The organism is Streptomyces alanosinicus, assembly GCF_014650595.1.
Taxonomy (GTDB): Bacteria; Actinomycetota; Actinomycetes; order Streptomycetales; family Streptomycetaceae; genus Streptomyces; species Streptomyces alanosinicus.
The window spans coordinates 1-19,005 of sequence record NZ_BMVG01000055.1; the positions used below are offsets into that span (position 1 = coordinate 1).

Below are 19,005 nucleotides of genomic sequence, written 5' to 3' on the forward strand. Positions count from 1 at the left end.
ACGCGATGGTGTGGCCGATGGTCGCCGCCGGCACCTCCAACGACGAGATCATGGCCGCCCGGGACGTCCGCCCCGACTTCGGCGACAACGAAGACGACTGAGCGAGAGAGACGTAAAACGACCATGTCCAAGCACACGCTCTCCGTCCTGGTGGAGAACACGCCGGGCATCCTGGCCCGGATCGCCGCACTGTTCTCGCGGCGCGGCTTCAACATCGACTCGCTCGCGGTCGGCGTCACCGAGCACCCCGACATCTCCCGCATCACCATCGTGGTGGGTGTCGAGGACCTCCCGCTGGAGCAGGTGACCAAGCAGCTCAACAAGCTCGTCAACGTGCTGAAGATCGTCGAGCTGGAGCCCGGTCAGGCCGTGCAGCGCGAACTCGTCCTGGTGAAGGTCCGCGCCGACAACGAGACCCGCTCCCAGATCGTCGAGATCGTCCAGCTGTTCCGCGCCAAGACCGTCGACGTCTCCCCGGAGGCCGTCACGATCGAGGCCACCGGATCGAGTGACAAGCTGTCCGCCATGCTCAAGATGCTGGAGCCGTTCGGCATCAAGGAGCTGGTGCAGTCCGGCACCATCGCGATCGGCCGCGGTGCCCGTTCGATCACCGACCGCTCGCTGCGCGCCCTCGACCGAACCGCGTAAAGCTGAAGTACGGCTGGATCCGGGCGGTCGGCGACACCCCGCCCGCCCGGATTCCGAGATCCCGAAACGTCCCTTCCCCTCACCGGCATACGGTGGGACGCACAACCTGCACACCAAGGAGAGAACCCAAAGTGGCCGAGCTGTTCTACGACGCTGACGCCGACCTGTCCATCATCCAGGGCCGCAAGGTCGCGGTCATCGGCTACGGCAGCCAGGGCCACGCCCACGCGCTGTCGCTGCGTGACTCCGGTGTCGACGTCCGCGTCGGTCTGCACGAGGGCTCCAAGTCCAAGGCCAAGGCCGAGGAGCAGGGCCTGCGCGTGGTGACCCCGGCCGAGGCCGCCGCCGAGGCCGACGTCATCATGATCCTGGTCCCGGACCCGATCCAGGCCCAGGTCTACGAGGAGTCCATCGCCCCGAACCTGAAGGACGGCGACGCGCTGTTCTTCGGCCATGGCTTCAACATCCGCTTCGGCTTCATCAAGCCCCCGGCCGGCGTGGACGTCTGCATGGTCGCCCCGAAGGGCCCGGGCCACCTGGTCCGCCGTCAGTACGAGGAGGGCCGCGGCGTTCCCTGTATCGCCGCCGTCGAGCAGGACGCCTCCGCAGGCGCCTTCGCGCTCGCCCTGTCGTACGCCAAGGGCATCGGCGGCACCCGCGCCGGCGTCATCAAGACGACCTTCACCGAGGAGACCGAGACCGACCTCTTCGGCGAGCAGGCCGTCCTCTGCGGTGGTACGGCCGCACTGGTCAAGGCGGGCTTCGAGACCCTGACCGAGGCCGGCTACCAGCCGGAGATCGCCTACTTCGAGTGCCTGCACGAGCTGAAGCTGATCGTGGACCTCATGTACGAGGGCGGCCTGGAGAAGATGCGCTGGTCCATCTCCGAGACCGCCGAGTGGGGCGACTACGTCACCGGCCCGCGCATCATCACCGACGCCACCAAGGCCGAGATGAAGCAGGTCCTCGCCGAGATCCAGGACGGCACCTTCGCCCAGAACTGGATGGACGAGTACCACGGCGGGCTGAAGAAGTACAACGAGTACAAGAAGCAGGACTCCGAGCACCTGCTGGAGACCACCGGCAAGCAGCTGCGCAAGCTGATGAGCTGGGTGAACGAGGAGGCGTAAGCCTTATGTCAGGGGGCTGGGGCAGACTGCTCCAGCCCCCGTTGTCCACCCCGTCCAGCACCGGACGGGTGATCCTTCCGCAGTGGCGCAGGACGTACAGCTCAGCGCCACTACACTGCTGCACAACACGCGTCAGGCCCACAGCGTCGTGCGTCTTCCGCGGCTAGCGACCCCGAGAAATTTCCGGTGCGCTCGGAAATTCCCCGGCGCCGCTCCCCTCCTCCGCCTGCGGCCGTCGGGACGGCCGTCCGCATGCTCTGGACTTGTGAGGACCTCACGTGAGCTCGAAACCCGTCGTACTCATCGCTGAAGAGCTGTCGCCCGCGACCGTGGACGCACTCGGCCCGGACTTCGAGATCCGGCGCGCCAACGGAGCGGACCGAGCCGAACTGCTCCCCGCCATCGCCGACGTCGACGCGATCCTGATCCGTTCCGCCACCAAGGTCGACGCCGAGGCCGTCGCCGCGGCGAAGAAGCTCAAGGTCGTCGCCCGCGCCGGCGTCGGCCTGGACAACGTGGACGTCTCCGCCGCCACCAAGGCCGGCGTGATGGTCGTCAACGCCCCGACCTCCAACATCGTGACCGCCGCCGAACTGGCCTGCGGTCTGCTCCTCGCCACCGCCCGCAACATCCCGCAGGCCAACTCCGCGCTGAAGAACGGCGAGTGGAAGCGCAGCAAGTACACGGGTGTCGAGCTGGCCGAGAAGACCCTCGGTGTCGTCGGCCTCGGCCGCATCGGCGCCCTGGTCGCCCAGCGCATGTCCGCCTTCGGCATGAAGGTCGTCGCCTACGACCCCTATGTGCAGCCCGCGCGGGCCGCGCAGATGGGCGTCAAGGTGCTGTCCCTGGACGAGCTGCTTGAGGTCTCCGACTTCATCACCGTCCACCTGCCCAAGACCCCCGAGACCCTCGGCCTCATCGGCGACGAGGCGCTGCGCAAGGTCAAGCCGAGCGTGCGCATCGTCAACGCCGCCCGCGGCGGCATCGTCGACGAGGAGGCGCTGTACGCGGCGCTGAAGGAGGGCCGGGTCGCCGGCGCCGGCCTCGATGTGTACGCGCAGGAGCCGTGCACCGACTCCCCGCTGTTCGAGCTGGACCAGGTCGTGTGCACCCCCCACCTGGGCGCCTCCACCGACGAGGCCCAGGAGAAGGCGGGCATCGCGGTCGCCAAGTCCGTCCGCCTCGCCCTCGCCGGTGAGCTGGTCCCGGACGCGGTCAACGTCCAGGGCGGTGTCATCGCCGAGGACGTCAAGCCCGGACTGCCGCTGGCCGAGCGCCTCGGCCGTATCTTCACCGCCCTCGCCGGCGAGGTCGCGCACCGGCTCGACGTCGAGGTCTACGGCGAGATCACCCAGCACGATGTGAAGGTGCTGGAGCTGTCCGCGCTCAAGGGTGTCTTCGAGGACGTCGTCGCCGAGACGGTGTCGTACGTCAACGCGCCGCTGTTCGCCCAGGAGCGCGGCGTCGAGGTGCGGCTGACCACCAGCTCCGAGGCGAACGAGCACCGTAACGTCGTCACCGTGCGCGGCACGCTCGCGGGCGGCGAGGAGGTGTCGGTCTCCGGCACGCTGGCCGGCCCGAAGCACCTGCAGAAGATCGTCGCGGTCGGCGACTTCGACGTCGACCTCGCGCTCGCCGACCACATGGTCGTCCTGCGCTACGAGGACCGTCCCGGTGTCGTCGGCACCGTCGGCCGCATCCTCGGCGAGGCGGGCATCAACATCGCCGGTATGCAGGTCGCCCGCGCGGCGGTGGGCGGCGAGGCGCTGGCCGTGCTGACCGTCGACGACACGGTGGCCTCCGGCGTCCTGGCCGAGGTCGCGGCCGAGATCGGCGCGGTGTCCGCCCGCTCGGTGAACCTGGTCTGAGGCTGTCGTCAAACGCCGGACGGGCTGAGAAACCTCAGCCCGTCCGGCGTTTCTTTGTGCTGTTGCTCTACTTCTCGTCCGCGGCCTCGATCTTCCGCAGGCTCAGTGCCGCTCCCACCGCGGCCAGGGCCAGCAGGATCGCTCCGGCGATCGCCGCGCCGTTCATTCCGGTGGTGAACGCCTCCCGGGCCGTGGCGAGGAGGGAGGCGCCGGACGTGCCGGGCAGCCGGGCGGCCGTGACGAGGGCGTCGCCCAGGGTCTCGCGGGCGGCGGCCGGCGCACCGGCCGGCATCTCGTGGCGGTAGATCGCCGTACCGATGGAGCCGAGCATCGCCATGCCGAGGGCGCCGCCGAACTCGGTGCTGGTCTCCAGCAGGGAGGAGGCCGCGCCCGCCTGCTCCACCGGGGCGCTGCTCATGGCCAGGTCCACCAGCTGCGACGAGATAGCGACCATCCCGCAGGCGAGGACCCCGGCGCCGCCCAGCACCAGCCACAGCGAGTCGGTGCCGAGGACGGCGAGCATCGAGAAGCCGGCCGCCATGGCCGCGAAGCCGCCGGCGACGACGTACCCGCGGTGGACGCCGCGCTGGACGAGCAGGGTGGTGACCGGACCCGCGAATCCGATGAACACGGAGGGCAGCAGGCTCCACAGGGCCGCCGCCAGCGGGCCCTTGCCGAGGACCGACTGCATGTACTGCGTGGTGAAGATGGCCGAACCCAGCATGGCGAGGGCGGCGACGAGGTTCAGGACCAGCGCCGGGGTGAAGCCGCGGCCCTTCAGCAGGGCGGGCGGGATCAGCGGGGAGGCGCTGGTGCGCTGCCGCTGTACGAACAGGGCCGCGAAGAGCAGACCGACGGCGATCGAGACGATGTACAGCGGGTGCCAGCCCTCCGAGGGGATCTCCTTCAGGCCGTAGATCACGGGGAGCACGGCGGCCATCGACAGCGGGACGCTCAGCCAGTCGAAACGGCCCGGCTCCGGGTTCTTGGACTCCGGCAGCAGCACCGGGCCGAGGAGCAGCAGGAGCAGCATCGCGGGCAGGTTGACCAGGAAGACCGAGCCCCACCAGAAGTGCTCGACGAGCACACCGCTCATCACCGAGCCGAGCGCGATACCGCCGGTCATCACGCCGGACCACAGACCGATCGCCTTCGCCCGCTGGCCGGGGTCGGTGAACATCGTGCGCAGCAGCGCCATCGTGGAGGGCATCAGGGTCGCGCCGCCGATGCCGAGGATCGCACGGGCCGCGATCAGGGTCTCGGCGCTGTTCGCGTAGGCGGCGAGGAGCGAGGCGGAACCGAAGGCGGCCGCGCCCATGAGCAGGAGCTTGCGGCGGCCGATGCGGTCGCCGAGGGAGCCCATCGTCATCAGCAGGCCGGCCAGGACGAAGCCGTAGATGTCGAAGATCCACAGCTGCTGGGTGCCGCTCGGGTGCAGGTCCGCGCTGATGGCGGGGGTCGCGAAGTACAGGACCGAAACGTCCATCGAGACCAGCAGCAGCGGCAGCATCAGCACGCCGAGAGCGGTCCACTCACGTCGCCCGGCGCGGCCCGGGGCGGCGCTCTCGGCGCGGGGGGAGGAGGGCGGTGTGCTCGTCGAGTTCGTCATGCCTACGACCATACGGGCGTCTTAAACGCTTGTCTAGAACGGATGTATAAGTCATCCGTCTAGGACGGTTGTATGAATCGGCGGTAGAGTGGTGCGCATGGGACACCGTGAAGATCTGCTCGAAGGCGCCAAGCGCTGCCTGCTGGAGAAGGGGTTCGCGCGCACCACCGCACGCGACATCGTCAAGGCGTCGGGGACCAACCTGGCCTCGATCGGCTATCACTACGGCTCGAAGGACGCGCTCCTCGCGCAGGCCTATGTCTCCCTGGTGGAGAACATGTCCGATGCCTTCGACGGAGGTGACGGCGTCGCGATCGAGGGCGCGCCCGGTTCGCTGGAGCGCTTCCGGTGGGTGTGGTCGCATGTCGTCGCCACCATGCGGGCCCCGGGCTCGGTGTGGCCGCTCAGCATGGAGGTCATGGCCATCGACATGCCCGAGGTGCGGGAGCACCTGACCCACGCCCAGCGCGAGGGCGCGCGCGGTCTCGTGGCCCTCCTCCAGGGCATGCCGGAGGATGAGGTCTCCGACGAGGCGGCGGACACCCTCGGCCGCTTCTACATGACGCTGATGACCGGGCTCATCGCGCAGTGGTCCTTCGATCCCAAGGGCGCCCCGGACGGCGACGCGCTCACCGAGGGCCTGCGGCAGATCGTCGAGTCCGCCACGTCCGTCAAGCCGGCCTGAGCCGTCCGCGCCGGTCGCGGCACGGACCGCCGGCCCGACCGCGGAGAGGATTGCGTGCGGTCGGCGGGTGCGGAAGATTGGCCGTATGTGCCGGACCCCCTGCGCGGAACACCCGGCGGCATGTCCGTAGCCGCCGACACCGAGACCGCGGTGCTGATCGTCGGTGGCGGCCCGGTCGGGCTCACCGCCCGCGCGCTGCTGCACCAGTGGGGGGTGCGTGCCCTGCTGGTCGAGAAACACCGGGAGTTGTCACCGTTCCCCCGGTCCCGGCTGGTCAACGTACGCTCGATGGAGATCTTCCGCGGGCTCGGGCTCGCCGACCGGATCACGGCGCGGGCCTTCGCGCCCCGCTACGGCCGGGTCCGCTTCCGTGACACCCTGACCGGCGCCGACTTCGCCTCGGCGGCGATGGTCGGGGTGAACGCGCCGGTGCCCGAGAGCCCCGCGCTCGGCGTGGTCACCTCGCAGGACCGCCTGGAACCCGTCCTGCTGGACGCGGTGAACGGCGTGAACGAGGCGAACGAGGCGAACGAGGCGAACGCGGTGAACGAGGCGAGCGCTGTGAACGTGTCGGGCGCGCCGACGCGTTTCGGGGTCGAACTCCTCGACCTGGCCGAAGAGGGCGACGCGGTCGTCGCACGGCTCGCCGACCACCGCACCGGTGCGGAGAGCCGGATCCGGGCCCGCTACGTCCTCGCCGCCGACGGCGCGCACTCCACCGTCCGCCGGCTGCTGGGCATCGGCACCGTCGGACCGGGCGCGCTGGGGGCCATCACCACCGTCGTGTTCGACGCCGACCTCGACCGCTGGTGCGCCCGGCGGCCCGCCGGGGTGTACTTCACCGCGCACGGCTCCTTCATGCCGCTCTACCCCGAGGGAGGCTGGGCCTGGTTCGGCCCCACGCCCGAGGGCGCAGCGGGCACCGAGGGTACTGAGGCCACCGACTGGGGCGCTCTCGTCGCGGACGCCCTCGGGCCCGACGCCGGTGTACGGCCCGAGGTGCTGCGCGTGCAGCACTGGGTGATGGAGGCGTTCGTCGCCGAGCGGCTGCGGCACGGCCGGATCCTGCTGGCCGGCGATGCCGCGCACGCGGTCCCCATCATCGGCGGCCTGGGCATGAACGCCGGCGTCGCCGATGTGCACAACCTGTGCTGGAAACTGGCGGGTGTGCTCCAGGGCTGGGCGGGGCCGGGGCTGCTGGACACCTACGCGCCGGAACGGCACCCCGTCGCCCGCGAGACCCTCCGCCAGGCGGTGGCCAACGCCCAGCTGCTGCGCGGGGTGCAGAGCCGTCGCCGGGAACAGCTGCGGGCCGGGGAAGCGGCGCCGGACCGGGTCGAACTACCGTGGACGGACCGGTACTTCGCGCAACTCGGCCTGGTGCTCGGCGTCACCTACCGCTCCGCCGCCGTCCTCACCGCGGACGACGACCCGTCCGCCCCCGCCGAACCGTCCGACTGCCCCAGCCCATCCGACGCATCCGACGCATGCGACCCGTCCGTCCCGCCCGCCCCGCCCGCCCCCGGCACGGACTACGTGCCCACCCCGGCGCCGGGCCACCGGCTGCCCCACCTCCCGCTCGGCGACGGCCGCTCCACGCTGGACGCCGTCGGCCCGTGGTTCACCCTGTTCACCGCGGACCCGGGAGCCTGGGCGCAGGACACCGCCGGGTCCGTGCCCCTGCGTGTGGAACCCCTGGCCGGTGCGCACACCGTGCCGTACCGCCTCGGCCCGCACGGGGCCCTGCTCGTCCGGCCGGACGGTCATGTCGCCGCCCACTGGCCCGACGGCCCGCCCAGGGCCACGGCCCTTCCTGCGGCCCTGCACACGATCACCGGCCGGCGCTGACCCGCGACGGCTACAACCGTGCCCGCTTCAGCGCCATGTGCAGCAGCAGCCGGTCCTCGCCGTCGTCCAGGTCCAGGCCGGTCAGCTGCTCGACCCGGGACAGCCGGTAGTACAGGGTCTGCCGGTGGATGCCCAGTTCGGCGGCCGCGCGGCCGGCCTGGCCCGCGCGGTCGAGGTAGACCTCCACGGTGCGGGCCAGCTCCCGGTGGGCGGGGGTCAGGAGCGCGCCGACCACGGGATCGTGCGCGGCCCACGGCGGCAGCGCGGTCAGCAGCCGGTACGCTCCGATGTCCGCCCACTGGGCGACCGGCCCGAGCCGCGGCTCGGCCAGCGCCGCGCGCGCGGCGGCGGCCGCCTCCTGCCACACCGTGTCCAGGTCGGCGAGACCGACCCGGGGTTCGCCGATCCCGGCGGCGCAGCCGGTGCCGGCGAGGCGCCGGGCGGACCCGGCGAGTCCCGCGGCGGCCGCCGCGGCCACCTGCGCCCCGGCCCCACGCGCCACGCCGCCCTGTGCCTCGCGCGCCATGCCGCCCATGCCGCCCTGTGCCTCGCGCACCACCCCGCCCTGTGCCCCGCGTGCCATGCCGCCCTGCGCCTCGCGCGCCACGCCGCCCTGTGCGCCGCGCGCCCCCTCGGCCTCCTTCAGCAGCCGTGCGGCCGCCGCCTGCGCGGGGACGCCCACCTCCGTGGTCCGCAGCCGCACCAGCACCGCGAGGCTCTGCCCGGACACCTGCCAGGGAAGCGTGCACAGCGCCGCGGCGTGCGGGACCGTACGGGCGGCCGGGGCGTCGTCCGGGTCGGCCGAGGGCCAGGGGGCGACGCACACCAGGGTGAGCGGGCCGTCGGCGCGGGGGCCGAGCGCGGTGCGCAGTTCGGCCACCGCCATGTCCCGCTGCCAGCCGCGTTCCGCGGTGAGCACCGCCCGCAGCTCCCGGCTCAGGCCGGCCCCCGCCTCCGCCTCGTCCGCGAGCAGCGCCCCGATCCGGCTCGCCACCGCCATCGCGGCGGCCAGTTGGGCGTCCGTCGGCCCCGGTTCGCCCTCCAGCAGCCAGACATAGCCGAGCACCACACCCCGATGGCGTACCGGGAGGCAGATCCGGCCGCGGTACACCCCGGCCTCGGGGGTCGGCGGGATCCGCACCGGGCCGGTCGCACGGGTGATGCCGAAGCCCTCGAACCACGCCCGGACCGTCGCCGTGGAGCGCCGGGTCAGGATCGAGCGGGTGCGCACCGGGTCCAGCGCGGTGGCATCCAGCTCGTCGTCACTGTCGTACGCGCCGAAGGCGATCAGCTCGAAGTCGCGGTTCTCCAGGGTCGCCGGCACGCCGAGCAGCTCCGAGATCTCGTCGACCAGCTCCTGGTAGTCACCCTTGAAAGCCTTGGAATCCGCCGCCACTCGGGCATTCTCCCCCATTTTTCCGCCGTCTTCATACATCTGTCTGAGATCCAGGGCACGGATGCGTGACAGCTGTCGATGGCTCACGATCGGAGAGATCCTTAGGTTTCACGGTGGTTCTCCGTGCCGTACCCGAATCGTCGGGTGACGGCCGATTTGATGCTTGTCTGTGGAGGTGCCCCGTGCTGGGTCCCGTGATTCTCGCCGCCTCGCGCAGCGACCGGATGCGACGCCTGATCTCGGCGGCTCCGGTGACCAAGCAGGTCGTCGACCGCTTCATCCCCGGCGAGACCGTCGACGACATCGTGCCGATCATCAAGGACCTCACGGCCAAGGGGCTGGAGCTGACGATGGACGTCGTCGGCGAGGACATCACCACCCCCGAGCAGGCCGGCGCCGCCCGGGACGCCTATCTGGCGCTGATCGACCACCTCAAGGATCTTGAACTCGGCGAGCGCGTCGAGATGTCCGTCAAGCTCTCCATGTTCGGGCAAGCGCTCCCCGGCGGCCACGAGCTGGCCCTCGCCAACGTCCGCCCGGTCGTCGAGGCCGCCGCCGCCATCGGTACGACCGTGACGCTGGACGCCGAGGACCACACCACCCTCGACTCGATGTTCGCCATCCACGAGGAGCTGCGGAAGGACTTCCCGCAGACCGGCTGTGTCATCCAGGCCTACCTCTTCCGCACCGAGGCCGACGCCCGCCGGCTCGCCGCCGCCGGCAGCCGCGTCCGCCTGGTCAAGGGCGCCTACAAGGAGCCCGCCGAGGTCGCCTACCAGCAGCGGCACGAGATCGACAAGGCGTACGTCCGGGTCCTGCGCATCCTCATGGAGGGCGAGGGGTACCCGATGATCGGGTCCCACGACCCGCGTCTGATCGCCATCGCGCAGGAGCTGGCGCACCAGGCCGGCCGCAAGCTCGACGAGTACGAGTTCCAGATGCTGTACGGCATCCGCGGCGAGGAGCACCTGCGGCTGGCCGCCGAGGGCCACCGTATGCGCGTCTACACCGCCTACGGCACGGACTGGTACGGCTACTTCATGCGCCGTCTGGCGGAGAAGCCCGCGAACCTGCGGTTCTTCCTCCGCTCGATGGTCAGCAAGGGCTGAGCCCGAACACCCGCTCAAGATCAAGGAGTCAAGGATCTCATGGACGCTGTGACCCAGGTCCCCACCCCCGTCAACGAGCCGGTGCACGGCTACGCCCCCGGCTCGCCCGAGCGCGCCCGTCTGGAGGTCAAGCTCAAGGAGCTGGCCGAGAACCCGATCGAGCTGCCGATGACCATCGGCGGTGAGAAGCGGCTGGGTGGCGGCGAGACCTTCCAGGTCGTTCAGCCGCACAACCACAAGGCCGTCATCGGCACCGGCCGGCACGCCGGCAGGCAGGACGCCCAGGACGCGATCGACGCGGCCCTGGCCGCCGCGCCGGCCTGGCGCGCGATGTCCTTCGACGACCGCGCCGCGATCATCCTGCGCGCCGCCGAACTGCTCGCCGGCCCGTGGCGCGAGACCATCGCCGCGTCCACCATGCTGGGCCAGTCCAAGACCGCCCAGCAGGCCGAGATCGACACCCCCTGCGAGCTGGTCGACTTCTGGCGCTTCAACGTCCACTACGCCCGCCAGATCCTCGCCGAGCAGCCCCCGGCGAACTCCCCGGGCGTGTGGAACCGCATGGACCACCGCCCGCTGGAGGGCTTCGTCTACGCGATCACGCCGTTCAACTTCAGCGCCATCGCGGGCAACCTGCCCACCGCCCCCGCGCTGATGGGCAACGTGGTGGTCTGGAAGCCGTCCCCGACGCAGACCCACGCCGCCGTCCTGCTCATGCAGTTGCTGGAGGAGGCGGGCCTGCCCAAGGGCGTCATCAACCTCGTCACCGGCGACGGCATCGAGGTCTCCGAGGTCGCCCTGGTCCACCGCGACCTCGCGGGCATCCACTTCACCGGTTCCACCAAGACCTTCCAGTACCTGTGGAAGACGGTCGGCACCAACATCGAGAAGTACCGCACCTACCCGCGTCTGGTCGGCGAGACCGGCGGCAAGGACTTCCTGGTCGCCCACCCGAGCGCCGACCGCGCCGTGCTGAAGACCGCCCTGACCCGCGGTGCCTTCGAGTACCAGGGCCAGAAGTGCTCCGCCACCTCCCGCGCCTACATCCCGGCCTCCATCTGGAACTCGGGCTTCAAGGAGGAGTTCGCCGCCGAGGTCGACTACCTCACCATGGGTGACGTCACCGACCTGTCGAACTTCATCGGCGCCGTGATCGACGACCGCGCGTTCGCCAAGAACAAGGCCGCGATCGACCGCGCCAAGCAGGACCCGACCTGCGAGATCGTCGCGGGCGGCTCCTACGACGACTCGGTCGGCTACTTCGTCCGCCCGACGGTCATCGTCTCCACCGACCCGGAGAACGAGGTCTTCCGCACCGAGTACTTCGGCCCGGTCCTCGGCATCCACGTCTACGAGGACGACGAGTACGACGCGATGCTGGAGCAGATGGAGTCGGTCTCCGACTACGCCCTGACCGGCGCGGTCATCGCGAACGACCGCGCCGCGGCGGCCCACACGATGGAGAAGCTCCGCTACGCGGCCGGCAACTTCTACATCAACGACAAGTCGACCGGCGCCGTCGTCGGCCAGCAGCCCTTCGGCGGCGGCCGCGCCTCCGGCACCAACGACAAGGCCGGCGCCCCGCAGAACCTGCTGCGCTGGACCCTGACCCGCGCCATCAAGGAGACGCTGGTCCCGCCGACCGACTACACGTACCCGCACATGGGCTGATCAGCCCCCCGATCGACGGGCCGGGAACCCTGCCACCGAGCAGGCTTCCCGGCCCGTTTCCAACCCCACCGGGAGCCCGTTTCCCGCTCCGCCGGGAGATAGTGGGTCCATGACCGTCCGACTGCGTCTCGCCCACACCGCCGATCTCGACCCCGGCGAACTCCACGCCGCCCATGCCCTGTTGGACGCGGCGTTCGACGGGGGATTCTCCGACGAGGACTGGGAGCACGGGCTCGGGGGCCTGCATGTGCTCGTCCATGACGCCACCGGGCTCGCCGCCCACGGCTCGGTCGTGCAGCGGCGCATCGGCCACCGTGGGCGCTGGCTGCGGGCCGGATACGTCGAGGCCGTCGCCGTACGTTCCGATGCCCGGCGCAAAGGGCTCGGCGGGCGGGTGCTGGCGGAGCTGGAGCGGGTGATCGGGCGGGCGTACGACCTCGGTGCGCTGTCGGCGAGCCCGGAGGGAGCCGCGCTGTACACCGCCCGGGGCTGGCAGCGGTGGAGCGGTCGGGTGCACGGACTGTCCCCGGACGGGATCGTACGGCTGCCGGAGGAGGAAGGGGGCATCTACGTATGGCCCGCGCTCGCCGGGGCGCCCGACCCCGCCGGGGAGTTCGTCCTCGACTGGCGTGACGGGGACGTCGCCTGACGGAGTGTCACGGGGTCGCGCGGACCAGGATCTTGCCCGTGTTGCCGCCGCGCAGCATCAGCAGGAACGCCTCCACGATCCGCTCGAAGCCGTCCACCACCGTCTCGTCCGCCGTCAGCGCCCCGCTGCGCAGATGCGGTACGGCGAAGTCGTACAGCTCGTCCTGTGCGTCCTGGTGGTCCTTCACCAGGAAGCCCTCGACGCGCAGGCTCTTCTCCACGACGTCGGCGTGGTTGAACAGCACGGGCGGGGCGTCCGGGGTGTTGTACTGGCTGATCGTGCCGACCCGCACCACCCGGCCCCGCTCCCGCAGCGCGCCGATCGCCGCGCCGAGGTGGTCGCCGCCGACGTTGTCGACGAAGACGTCGATGCCGGTGGGGGCCGCTTCGGCGAGCAGGCCGGCGACCGGGGCGGTGCGGTAGTCGAAGGCCGCGTCGTAACCCACCTGTTCCGTCAGGTACCTCACCTTCTGAGGGGTGCCCGCGCTGCCGGTCACCCGGCCCGCGCCGAGCAGCCGGGCGAAGCGGCCGGCCGCCGTGCCGACCCCGCCCGCCGCGCCGGAGACGAACACGTCCTCGCCCTCGCGCAGCCGGGCGATCCGGGTCAGCGCGACGTACGCCGTCAGACCCGTGCCGCCCAGCACGCTCAGATACGCCGACAGCGGGACGCCGGGGTGGTGCGGGAGCCGCCGGACCTCCTCGGGGCGGACCACGGCGTGCGTGCGCCAGCCCTGGCGGTGGAAGACGATCTCGCCCTCGGGCAGTTCCGCGGTCCGGGAGGCGACCACCCGGCCCAGGGTGCGGCCCTCCAGCGGGGCGTTCAGCGCGAAGTCGCCGTCCATCATCTCGCGGTGGTACGGGTCCACCGACCACAGCAGATTCTCCACCAGGGCCGTACCGGGCGCCGGTGCGGGCACCGGGGACTCGGCGAAGCGGAAGTGGTCCGCGGTGGGGAAGCCGGCGGGGCGGGCGGTCTGCTGCACGGTGAGCGCGATCTCGGTCATGGCGAGGACGCTAGGCAGGAATGCCCGGCACGGGCAGAGGGTTTGGCTCATGGAACGCGCCGGTCCATGAAGCAGTCTCATACCCGCAGGTGGGAGCCCCGAGTGACAGCAGTCGACCTTGCCCCGCAGGAGCTGAGGATCCTGGTCGCCGTGGCCGACGAGGGCGGGTTCTCCGCCGCGGCCGCCCGGCTCGGGACCACCCAGTCCGCCGTCTCGCACGCCGTGCGGGGCATCGAGCGGAAGCTGGGCGCCGTGCTCTTCGAGCGGGGCCGGTTCGGGGCCCGGCCCACGGCCGCGGGGGAGCGGGCGGCGGCCCATGCGCGCCGCGTGCTGCGCATGCTCCAGGTCCTGGCCGCCGACGTCCGCGGCGCGCACACCGGCGAGATCGCCGGACCGCTGCGGATCGCCGCCTTCCGCAGCGCGGCCCTGCATCTGCTGCCGGCCGCCCTGGAGCGGCTCCGCGCCGGGCACCCCGGCATCGAGGTGAGCGTCAGCGTCGTACGGGAGTTGGGCGCCGGCACCGCGGGCGAGGTCGCCGAGGGGCGGGCCGATCTCGCGATCGCCACCCTGAACGGGCCGCCGCAGGCCGGGCTGGTCGGCGGGGTGCTGCTCCAGGAGCCGTACTCCCTGGTGCATCCGGCGGGGCATCCGGACCCGCGCGGCCTCCCGCTCGTCGACTGGGCGGAGAACTGCGGCTCGTACACCCGCGCCTGGTGGGCCGCCCAGGACTGGATCCCGGCGGCGACCGTGAGCGCCGAGGACGACGGCGCGGTGCTGTCCATGGTGGGCAGCGGACTCGGCATGGCCATCATGCCCGCGCTCTCCCTCACCGGGGCGCCGTCCGCCGTCGAGATCACCGACCTGGGTCCGGCGCGGCCGTACCGCGGCGTCGGCTACGTGACCACCCCCGAACTGGCCGCCACCGATGCCGTACGAGCCCTGATCCGCACCCTTCGCTCCCTCGGACGGACTACCCCCGAACGCACGAAGGCCCAGCTCAGAGCGTTGTGACCGGAGCCGTCGTCTCAGATAGTAGGAAGTCCGAGTAACTGTGCAGACAGAAGCGTGGCGTTCCCTTAGTTTTGTAGGAGCCGAACGCATCGCTCGATCCAGCGAATGGCGGTCGTGAGCCGGGCCCCGTGCAGGCAACCCCTGCGGCCCGAGTCTCCCCGCCCCTTAGGCGCGTAGAAATCCCTTTGTGTGCTCCACGTTTGCCGAAGGAGTCGATTTCCATGGCCGAGACGACCATCCGCCGCCGCGTCCGCCACGTGTCCCGCGCGAGCGAGTCCGACCGCAGGAACGCCGCCGCCGCCCTGCAGCGCGCCCTCGACCGCCGCGACAACGGCGGCGAGACCGGCCACTGACAACGTTGACACGGCGTCCGAATGGCGGACACCGCATGTCATCACCTGGGACGAGGAGTAGGGTGCCCGCATGTCTCGCAGCCTCAATCTCGCAGTGATTCCCGGTGACGGCATCGGCCAGGAGGTCGTGTCCGAGGGGCTGAAGGTGCTCTCCGCCGTGCTCCCGCAGGATGTGAAGCTGGAGACGAAGGAATACGACTTCGGCGCCAAGCGGTACCACGCCACCGGTGAGACCCTCACCGACGCCGACCTCGACGCCCTCAAGCGGCACGACGCCATCCTGCTCGGCGCGATCGGCGACCCGTCGGTGCCGTCCGGCGTCCTGGAGCGCGGCTTCCTGCTCAAGCTCCGCTTCGCCTTCGACCATCACGTCAACCTGCGGCCGAGCAAGCTGCTCCCCGGTGTGGCGACGCCGCTCGCCGGCCAGCCGGAGATCGACTTCGTGGTCGTCCGCGAGGGCACCGAGGGTCCGTACACCGGCAACGGCGGCACGATCCGCAAGGGCACCGAGCACGAGGTCGCCACCGAGGTCTCCGTCAACACGGCCTTCGGTGTCGAGCGCGTGGTCCGCGACGCCTTCGCCCGCGCCCAGGCCCGCCCGCGCAAGAAGCTCACGCTGGTGCACAAGAACAACGTGCTGACCTTCGCCGGCCACCTGTGGACGAACATCTTCCACCAGGTGGCGAAGGAGTTCCCCGAGGTCACCACCGACTACATCCACGTCGACGCGGCCACCATCTACCTGGTCACCGACCCGGCCCGGTTCGATGTGATCGTCACCGACAACCTCTTCGGCGACATCATCACCGACCTCGCCGCGGCCGTCTCCGGCGGCATCGGCGTGGCCGCGAGCGGGAACATCAACCCCTCGCGCGCCTTCCCCTCGATGTTCGAGCCGGTCCACGGCTCGGCGCCCGACATCGCCGGACAGGGCAAGGCCGACCCGACCGCCACGGTCCTGTCGGTCGCCCTGCTGCTGCGCCACCTCGGCTATGAGTCCGAGGCCGACCGCATCGACGCGGCCGTCGCCGCCGACCTCACCGAGCGCGCCGCGCTGGGAACCCGCAGCACCTCGCAGATCGGCGACGCGCTCGCCACCCGAGTAGCCGGCTGATCCGGCGCTCACCCACCCAAAGCCGCCGGGTCGCAACCGCACCCGGCGGCTTTTCCTGTGCCTCGCCGGGTGCCACCATCAACCCTTGGGCCGCTTTCACCCCGATTCCGTCGGCCGCATCCTTCGCGCGATAATCGAACGCGGAGCCGCGGTATGAGGGAATGCTCGGACGTCCTATCACTGGCCACCGGTCGTGCGGGCGTGTATGCGGCCCCGTCACTACAACCGGTGAAGGACAACACATGACGACGCCCACGATCGAGCTCAAGCCCTCCGCCAGCCCGCTCGCCGCCGCCGAGCGCGACGCGATCCTGGCCAACCCCGGGTTCGGCCGCCACTTCACCGACCACATGGTGACGATCAAGTGGACCGAGGGCCGTGGCTGGCACGACGCCCAGCTCGTCCCGTACGGCCCGATCTCCCTCGACCCCTCCACCCATGTCCTGCACTACGGCCAGGAGATCTTCGAGGGCCTGAAGGCCTACCGCCAGCCCGACGGCTCGGTCGCGCTGTTCCGCCCCGAGGCGAACGCCCGGCGCTTCCGCAACTCCGCCCGCCGCATGGCCATGGCCGAGCTGCCCGAGGAGCTGTTCATCGCCGCGCTGGACGCGCTGCTCACCCAGGACGCCGACTGGGTCCCGCCGCACGGCGGCGAACAGTCGCTGTACCTGCGCCCGTTCATGTTCGCCACCGAGGCCGCGCTCGGCGTGCACCCGGCGAACGAGTACCTGTTCATGCTCATCGCCTCGCCCTCCGGCGCGTACTTCGCCGGTGGCGTGAAGCCGGTCACCATCTGGGTCTCCGAGGACCATGTGCGCGCCGTCCCGGGCGGCACCGGCGACGCCAAGACCGGCGGCAACTACGCCGCGTCGCTGCTGCCGCAGGCCGAGGCCGCCGCGCACGGCTGCGACCAGGTCGTCTACCTGGACGCGGTCACCCGCACCAAGGTCGAGGAGAGCGGCAGCATGAACGTCGCCTTCGTCTACGGCGACCGGATCGTCACCCCCGAGCTGACCGGCTCGATCCTGGAGGGCATCACCCGCGACTCCCTCCTCCAGGTCGCCCGCGACCTCGGCTGCACCGCCGAGGAAGGTGTGGTCACCCTGGAGCAGTGGCGCGCGGACGCGGCGTCCGGCGCCCTCACCGAGGTCTTCGCCTGCGGCACCGCCGCCGTGGTCACCCCGATCGGCCACGTCAAGACCAGGACCGACGCCTGGACCCACGGCGACGGCACGCCGGGCGAGGTCACGCTCCGCCTGCGGGACGCTCTGCTGGGCATCCAGCGCGGGGTGACGGCGGACCAGCACGGCTGGATGCACCGCATCGGCTGATGGCCCGGCGGGAACTGCCGCGGCGAGCCGTCGGTCGTCCGCGGGGCCGCTGTGGCCGGTCGCGCAGTTCCCCGCGCCCCTTTGCGCTACGCGCTCAGGGCCGCCTCGGACTCCTGGTCGAGTTCCGTGGCGGCCCTTGTCCGTTCCCTGCGGGACGTCAGCAGCAGGTAGACCACGCCGCCGAACGCCCCCGACAGCAGGAAGCTGCAGTCCACGCCCCCGGTCAGGCGCAGCAGCGGGCCCTGGTACGACGGCAGGGAGACCGCGAGCAGGCCGACGCCGGCGCCCAGCGCCCAGGAGACGGTCGCCCGCACGTTCCAGCCCGCCCGGTACCAGTAGATCCCGCCCCGCGAGCGGCGGTTGAAGACCTGGAGGGCGTCGGCGTCGTACACCCCGCGGCAGCGGGCGAAGCCGATGAGGGTGATGACGGCCCACGGGGTGCCGATCGCGGTGAGCAGCAGCACGAAGGACGTCATCGCCGACTGCGCGTTCCAGGCGTAGTGCCCGACGAAGACGCAGACCGTGGCGACGACGGCGACCGTGTAGGTGGCGCGGGCGCGGGAGGCCTTCGGCAGGATCGCGTCCAGGTCCAGGCCCATGGAGTACAGCATCAGACCGGCGTTGCCGACCGAGCCCGCGGACGCGGACAGCAGCAGCGGGACCAGGTACCAGGCGGGGGAGGCGCTGACCAGCGGGCCCGCGTAGTCGGTGGCCGCGTGGGCGGCGTACGCCGTGAAGGTGCCGAAGAGCTGGGGGACCAGCAGGCCGAGGACCAGTCCGAGCCAGGTGGCGTGCAGCACCCGGCGGCCGGAGTTCCGGGACGGTGAGATGTAGCGGGTGTAGTCGCCGAGGAGCGTGATGAAGGCGATGGGGCCGGACAGGCCCGCCGCCACGGCCGCGAGGAACCAGGTCGGCCAGAACGAGCCCAGCAGATAGCCGCCCGCGCCGGGCAGCGCCGAGGTGGTGAAGTGCGGCGCGTAGGCGAGGATCCCGAGGACCAGCAGGGCCGTCATGCCGATCGCGAGGACGCGGGACATGGCGAGCAGCACTCGGTAGCCGTAGACCGCGCCCGCGACGGTCGCCGCCGCGAGCACCGCGTAGACCACGGCGTACGACACCCCGTCCGCGGGCAGGCCGGTCATCCGCCCCAGCACGCCGATCATCACATCGCCGCCGATCCACACGGTCAGCGCCGTGTAGCCGAGGGCGAGGAGCAGGCCGACGACCGAGCCGACCAGCCGGCCCCGGACGCCGAACTGGGCCCCGGAGGACGTGGACAGGTTGGTCGCGGTGCGCAGCGAGACCAGCGCCAGCGGAGCCGTGAACAGTGTGCCGATCACCGTGCCCGCGACGATCGCGCTCACCGACGCCCACCAGCCGAGCCCGAAGGACGGCGGCAGCCAGCCGAAGATGATCACCCCGAGGCAGAGGTTCGAGCCGAGCAGGATCGAGACGAGGTCGCGCGGGCCACTGGTCCGCTCCTCGTCCGGGATGGTGTCGACTCCGCGCTGTTCGATCGGCATGGCTGGGTCTCCTTCGACTGTCGCCAGAGAGTTAGAGCGACGTTCAATGTCCATGAA

At 71.3% G+C, this 19,005-nt stretch carries 16 protein-coding genes; 12 read left to right on the forward strand and 4 right to left on the reverse strand.

From position 1 onward, the window contains the following. Nucleotides 1–123: 123 nt before the first annotated feature. The 3 genes from ilvN to serA all read left to right on the forward strand — a co-directional run bounded on the left by ilvN (nt 124) and on the right by serA (nt 3,646). Nucleotides 124–648 (forward strand): acetolactate synthase small subunit, encoded by a 525-nt coding sequence (gene ilvN, locus IE277_RS42695; RefSeq protein WP_076093947.1) that lies wholly within the window; start codon nt 124–126, stop codon nt 646–648. A 131-nt stretch (nt 649–779) separates the two neighbouring features. Beyond that, nucleotides 780–1,778, forward strand: coding sequence for a ketol-acid reductoisomerase (gene ilvC / locus IE277_RS42700; RefSeq protein WP_189959104.1), 999 nt, complete (start codon nt 780–782; stop codon nt 1,776–1,778). A gap of 278 nt (nt 1,779–2,056) precedes the next feature. Further along, a complete protein-coding gene (serA, locus tag IE277_RS42705; protein ID WP_189959105.1) occupies nt 2,057–3,646 on the forward strand; it encodes a phosphoglycerate dehydrogenase in 1,590 nt (529 codons plus the stop codon). Nucleotides 3,647–3,713: 67 nt separating this feature from the next. On the opposite strand, the gene IE277_RS42710 is transcribed toward serA, so the two are convergent. Next, nucleotides 3,714–5,255: an MFS transporter gene (locus tag IE277_RS42710; RefSeq protein WP_189959106.1), complete on the reverse strand. Its 1,542-nt coding sequence runs from the start codon at nt 5,253–5,255 to the stop codon at nt 3,714–3,716. Nucleotides 5,256–5,352: 97 nt separating this feature from the next. Here IE277_RS42710 and IE277_RS42715 point away from each other — a divergent pair, with 97 nt between their 5' ends. Beyond that, nucleotides 5,353–5,940, forward strand: coding sequence for a TetR/AcrR family transcriptional regulator (locus IE277_RS42715; protein WP_189959107.1), 588 nt, complete (start codon nt 5,353–5,355; stop codon nt 5,938–5,940). Between the two features lie 120 nt (nt 5,941–6,060). Then, the gene (locus IE277_RS42720; RefSeq protein ID WP_189959108.1) at nt 6,061–7,788 is read left to right on the forward strand and encodes an FAD-dependent monooxygenase; all 1,728 of its coding nucleotides are present in this window, start codon (nt 6,061–6,063) and stop codon (nt 7,786–7,788) included. Nucleotides 7,789–7,798: 10 nt separating this feature from the next. On the opposite strand, the gene IE277_RS42725 is transcribed toward IE277_RS42720, so the two are convergent. Further along, on the reverse strand, nt 7,799–9,223 hold the full coding sequence (locus IE277_RS42725; protein WP_229882448.1) for a PucR family transcriptional regulator: 1,425 nt from the start codon (nt 9,221–9,223) through the stop codon (nt 7,799–7,801). 143 nt (nt 9,224–9,366) lie between these two features. On the opposite strand from IE277_RS42725, the gene IE277_RS42730 reads away from it, so the two are divergent. From IE277_RS42730 to IE277_RS42740, 3 genes are all read left to right on the forward strand, one after another. Beyond that, complete coding sequence (locus tag IE277_RS42730) at nt 9,367–10,293, forward strand: proline dehydrogenase family protein (protein ID WP_189959110.1); 927 nt, start codon at nt 9,367–9,369, stop codon at nt 10,291–10,293. Between the two features lie 39 nt (nt 10,294–10,332). Then, a complete protein-coding gene (gene pruA / locus IE277_RS42735; RefSeq protein ID WP_189959111.1) occupies nt 10,333–11,964 on the forward strand; it encodes an L-glutamate gamma-semialdehyde dehydrogenase in 1,632 nt (543 codons plus the stop codon). Between the two features lie 109 nt (nt 11,965–12,073). Next, a complete protein-coding gene (locus IE277_RS42740) occupies nt 12,074–12,613 on the forward strand; it encodes a GNAT family N-acetyltransferase (RefSeq protein WP_189959112.1) in 540 nt (179 codons plus the stop codon). 7 nt (nt 12,614–12,620) lie between these two features. Here IE277_RS42740 and IE277_RS42745 read toward each other — a convergent pair whose 3' ends face one another. After that, complete coding sequence (locus IE277_RS42745) at nt 12,621–13,616, reverse strand: MDR family NADP-dependent oxidoreductase (RefSeq protein WP_189959113.1); 996 nt, start codon at nt 13,614–13,616, stop codon at nt 12,621–12,623. A gap of 102 nt (nt 13,617–13,718) precedes the next feature. On the opposite strand from IE277_RS42745, the gene IE277_RS42750 reads away from it, so the two are divergent. The 4 genes from IE277_RS42750 (at nt 13,719) to IE277_RS42760 (ending at nt 17,425) form a co-directional block, all read left to right on the forward strand. Further along, nucleotides 13,719–14,627: a LysR family transcriptional regulator gene (locus tag IE277_RS42750; protein WP_189959114.1), complete on the forward strand. Its 909-nt coding sequence runs from the start codon at nt 13,719–13,721 to the stop codon at nt 14,625–14,627. 221 nt (nt 14,628–14,848) lie between these two features. Beyond that, a complete protein-coding gene (locus tag IE277_RS49070) occupies nt 14,849–14,980 on the forward strand; it encodes a hypothetical protein (RefSeq protein WP_268252731.1) in 132 nt (43 codons plus the stop codon). Nucleotides 14,981–15,050: 70 nt separating this feature from the next. After that, nucleotides 15,051–16,094 (forward strand): 3-isopropylmalate dehydrogenase, encoded by a 1,044-nt coding sequence (locus tag IE277_RS42755; RefSeq protein ID WP_189959115.1) that lies wholly within the window; start codon nt 15,051–15,053, stop codon nt 16,092–16,094. 242 nt (nt 16,095–16,336) lie between these two features. Next, nucleotides 16,337–17,425, forward strand: a complete 1,089-nt coding sequence (locus IE277_RS42760) for a branched-chain amino acid aminotransferase (protein WP_189959116.1) — start codon at nt 16,337–16,339, stop codon at nt 17,423–17,425. A gap of 86 nt (nt 17,426–17,511) precedes the next feature. On the opposite strand, the gene IE277_RS42765 is transcribed toward IE277_RS42760, so the two are convergent. Beyond that, complete coding sequence (locus tag IE277_RS42765) at nt 17,512–18,948, reverse strand: cytosine permease (protein WP_189959117.1); 1,437 nt, start codon at nt 18,946–18,948, stop codon at nt 17,512–17,514. Nucleotides 18,949–19,005: the final 57 nt, after the last annotated feature.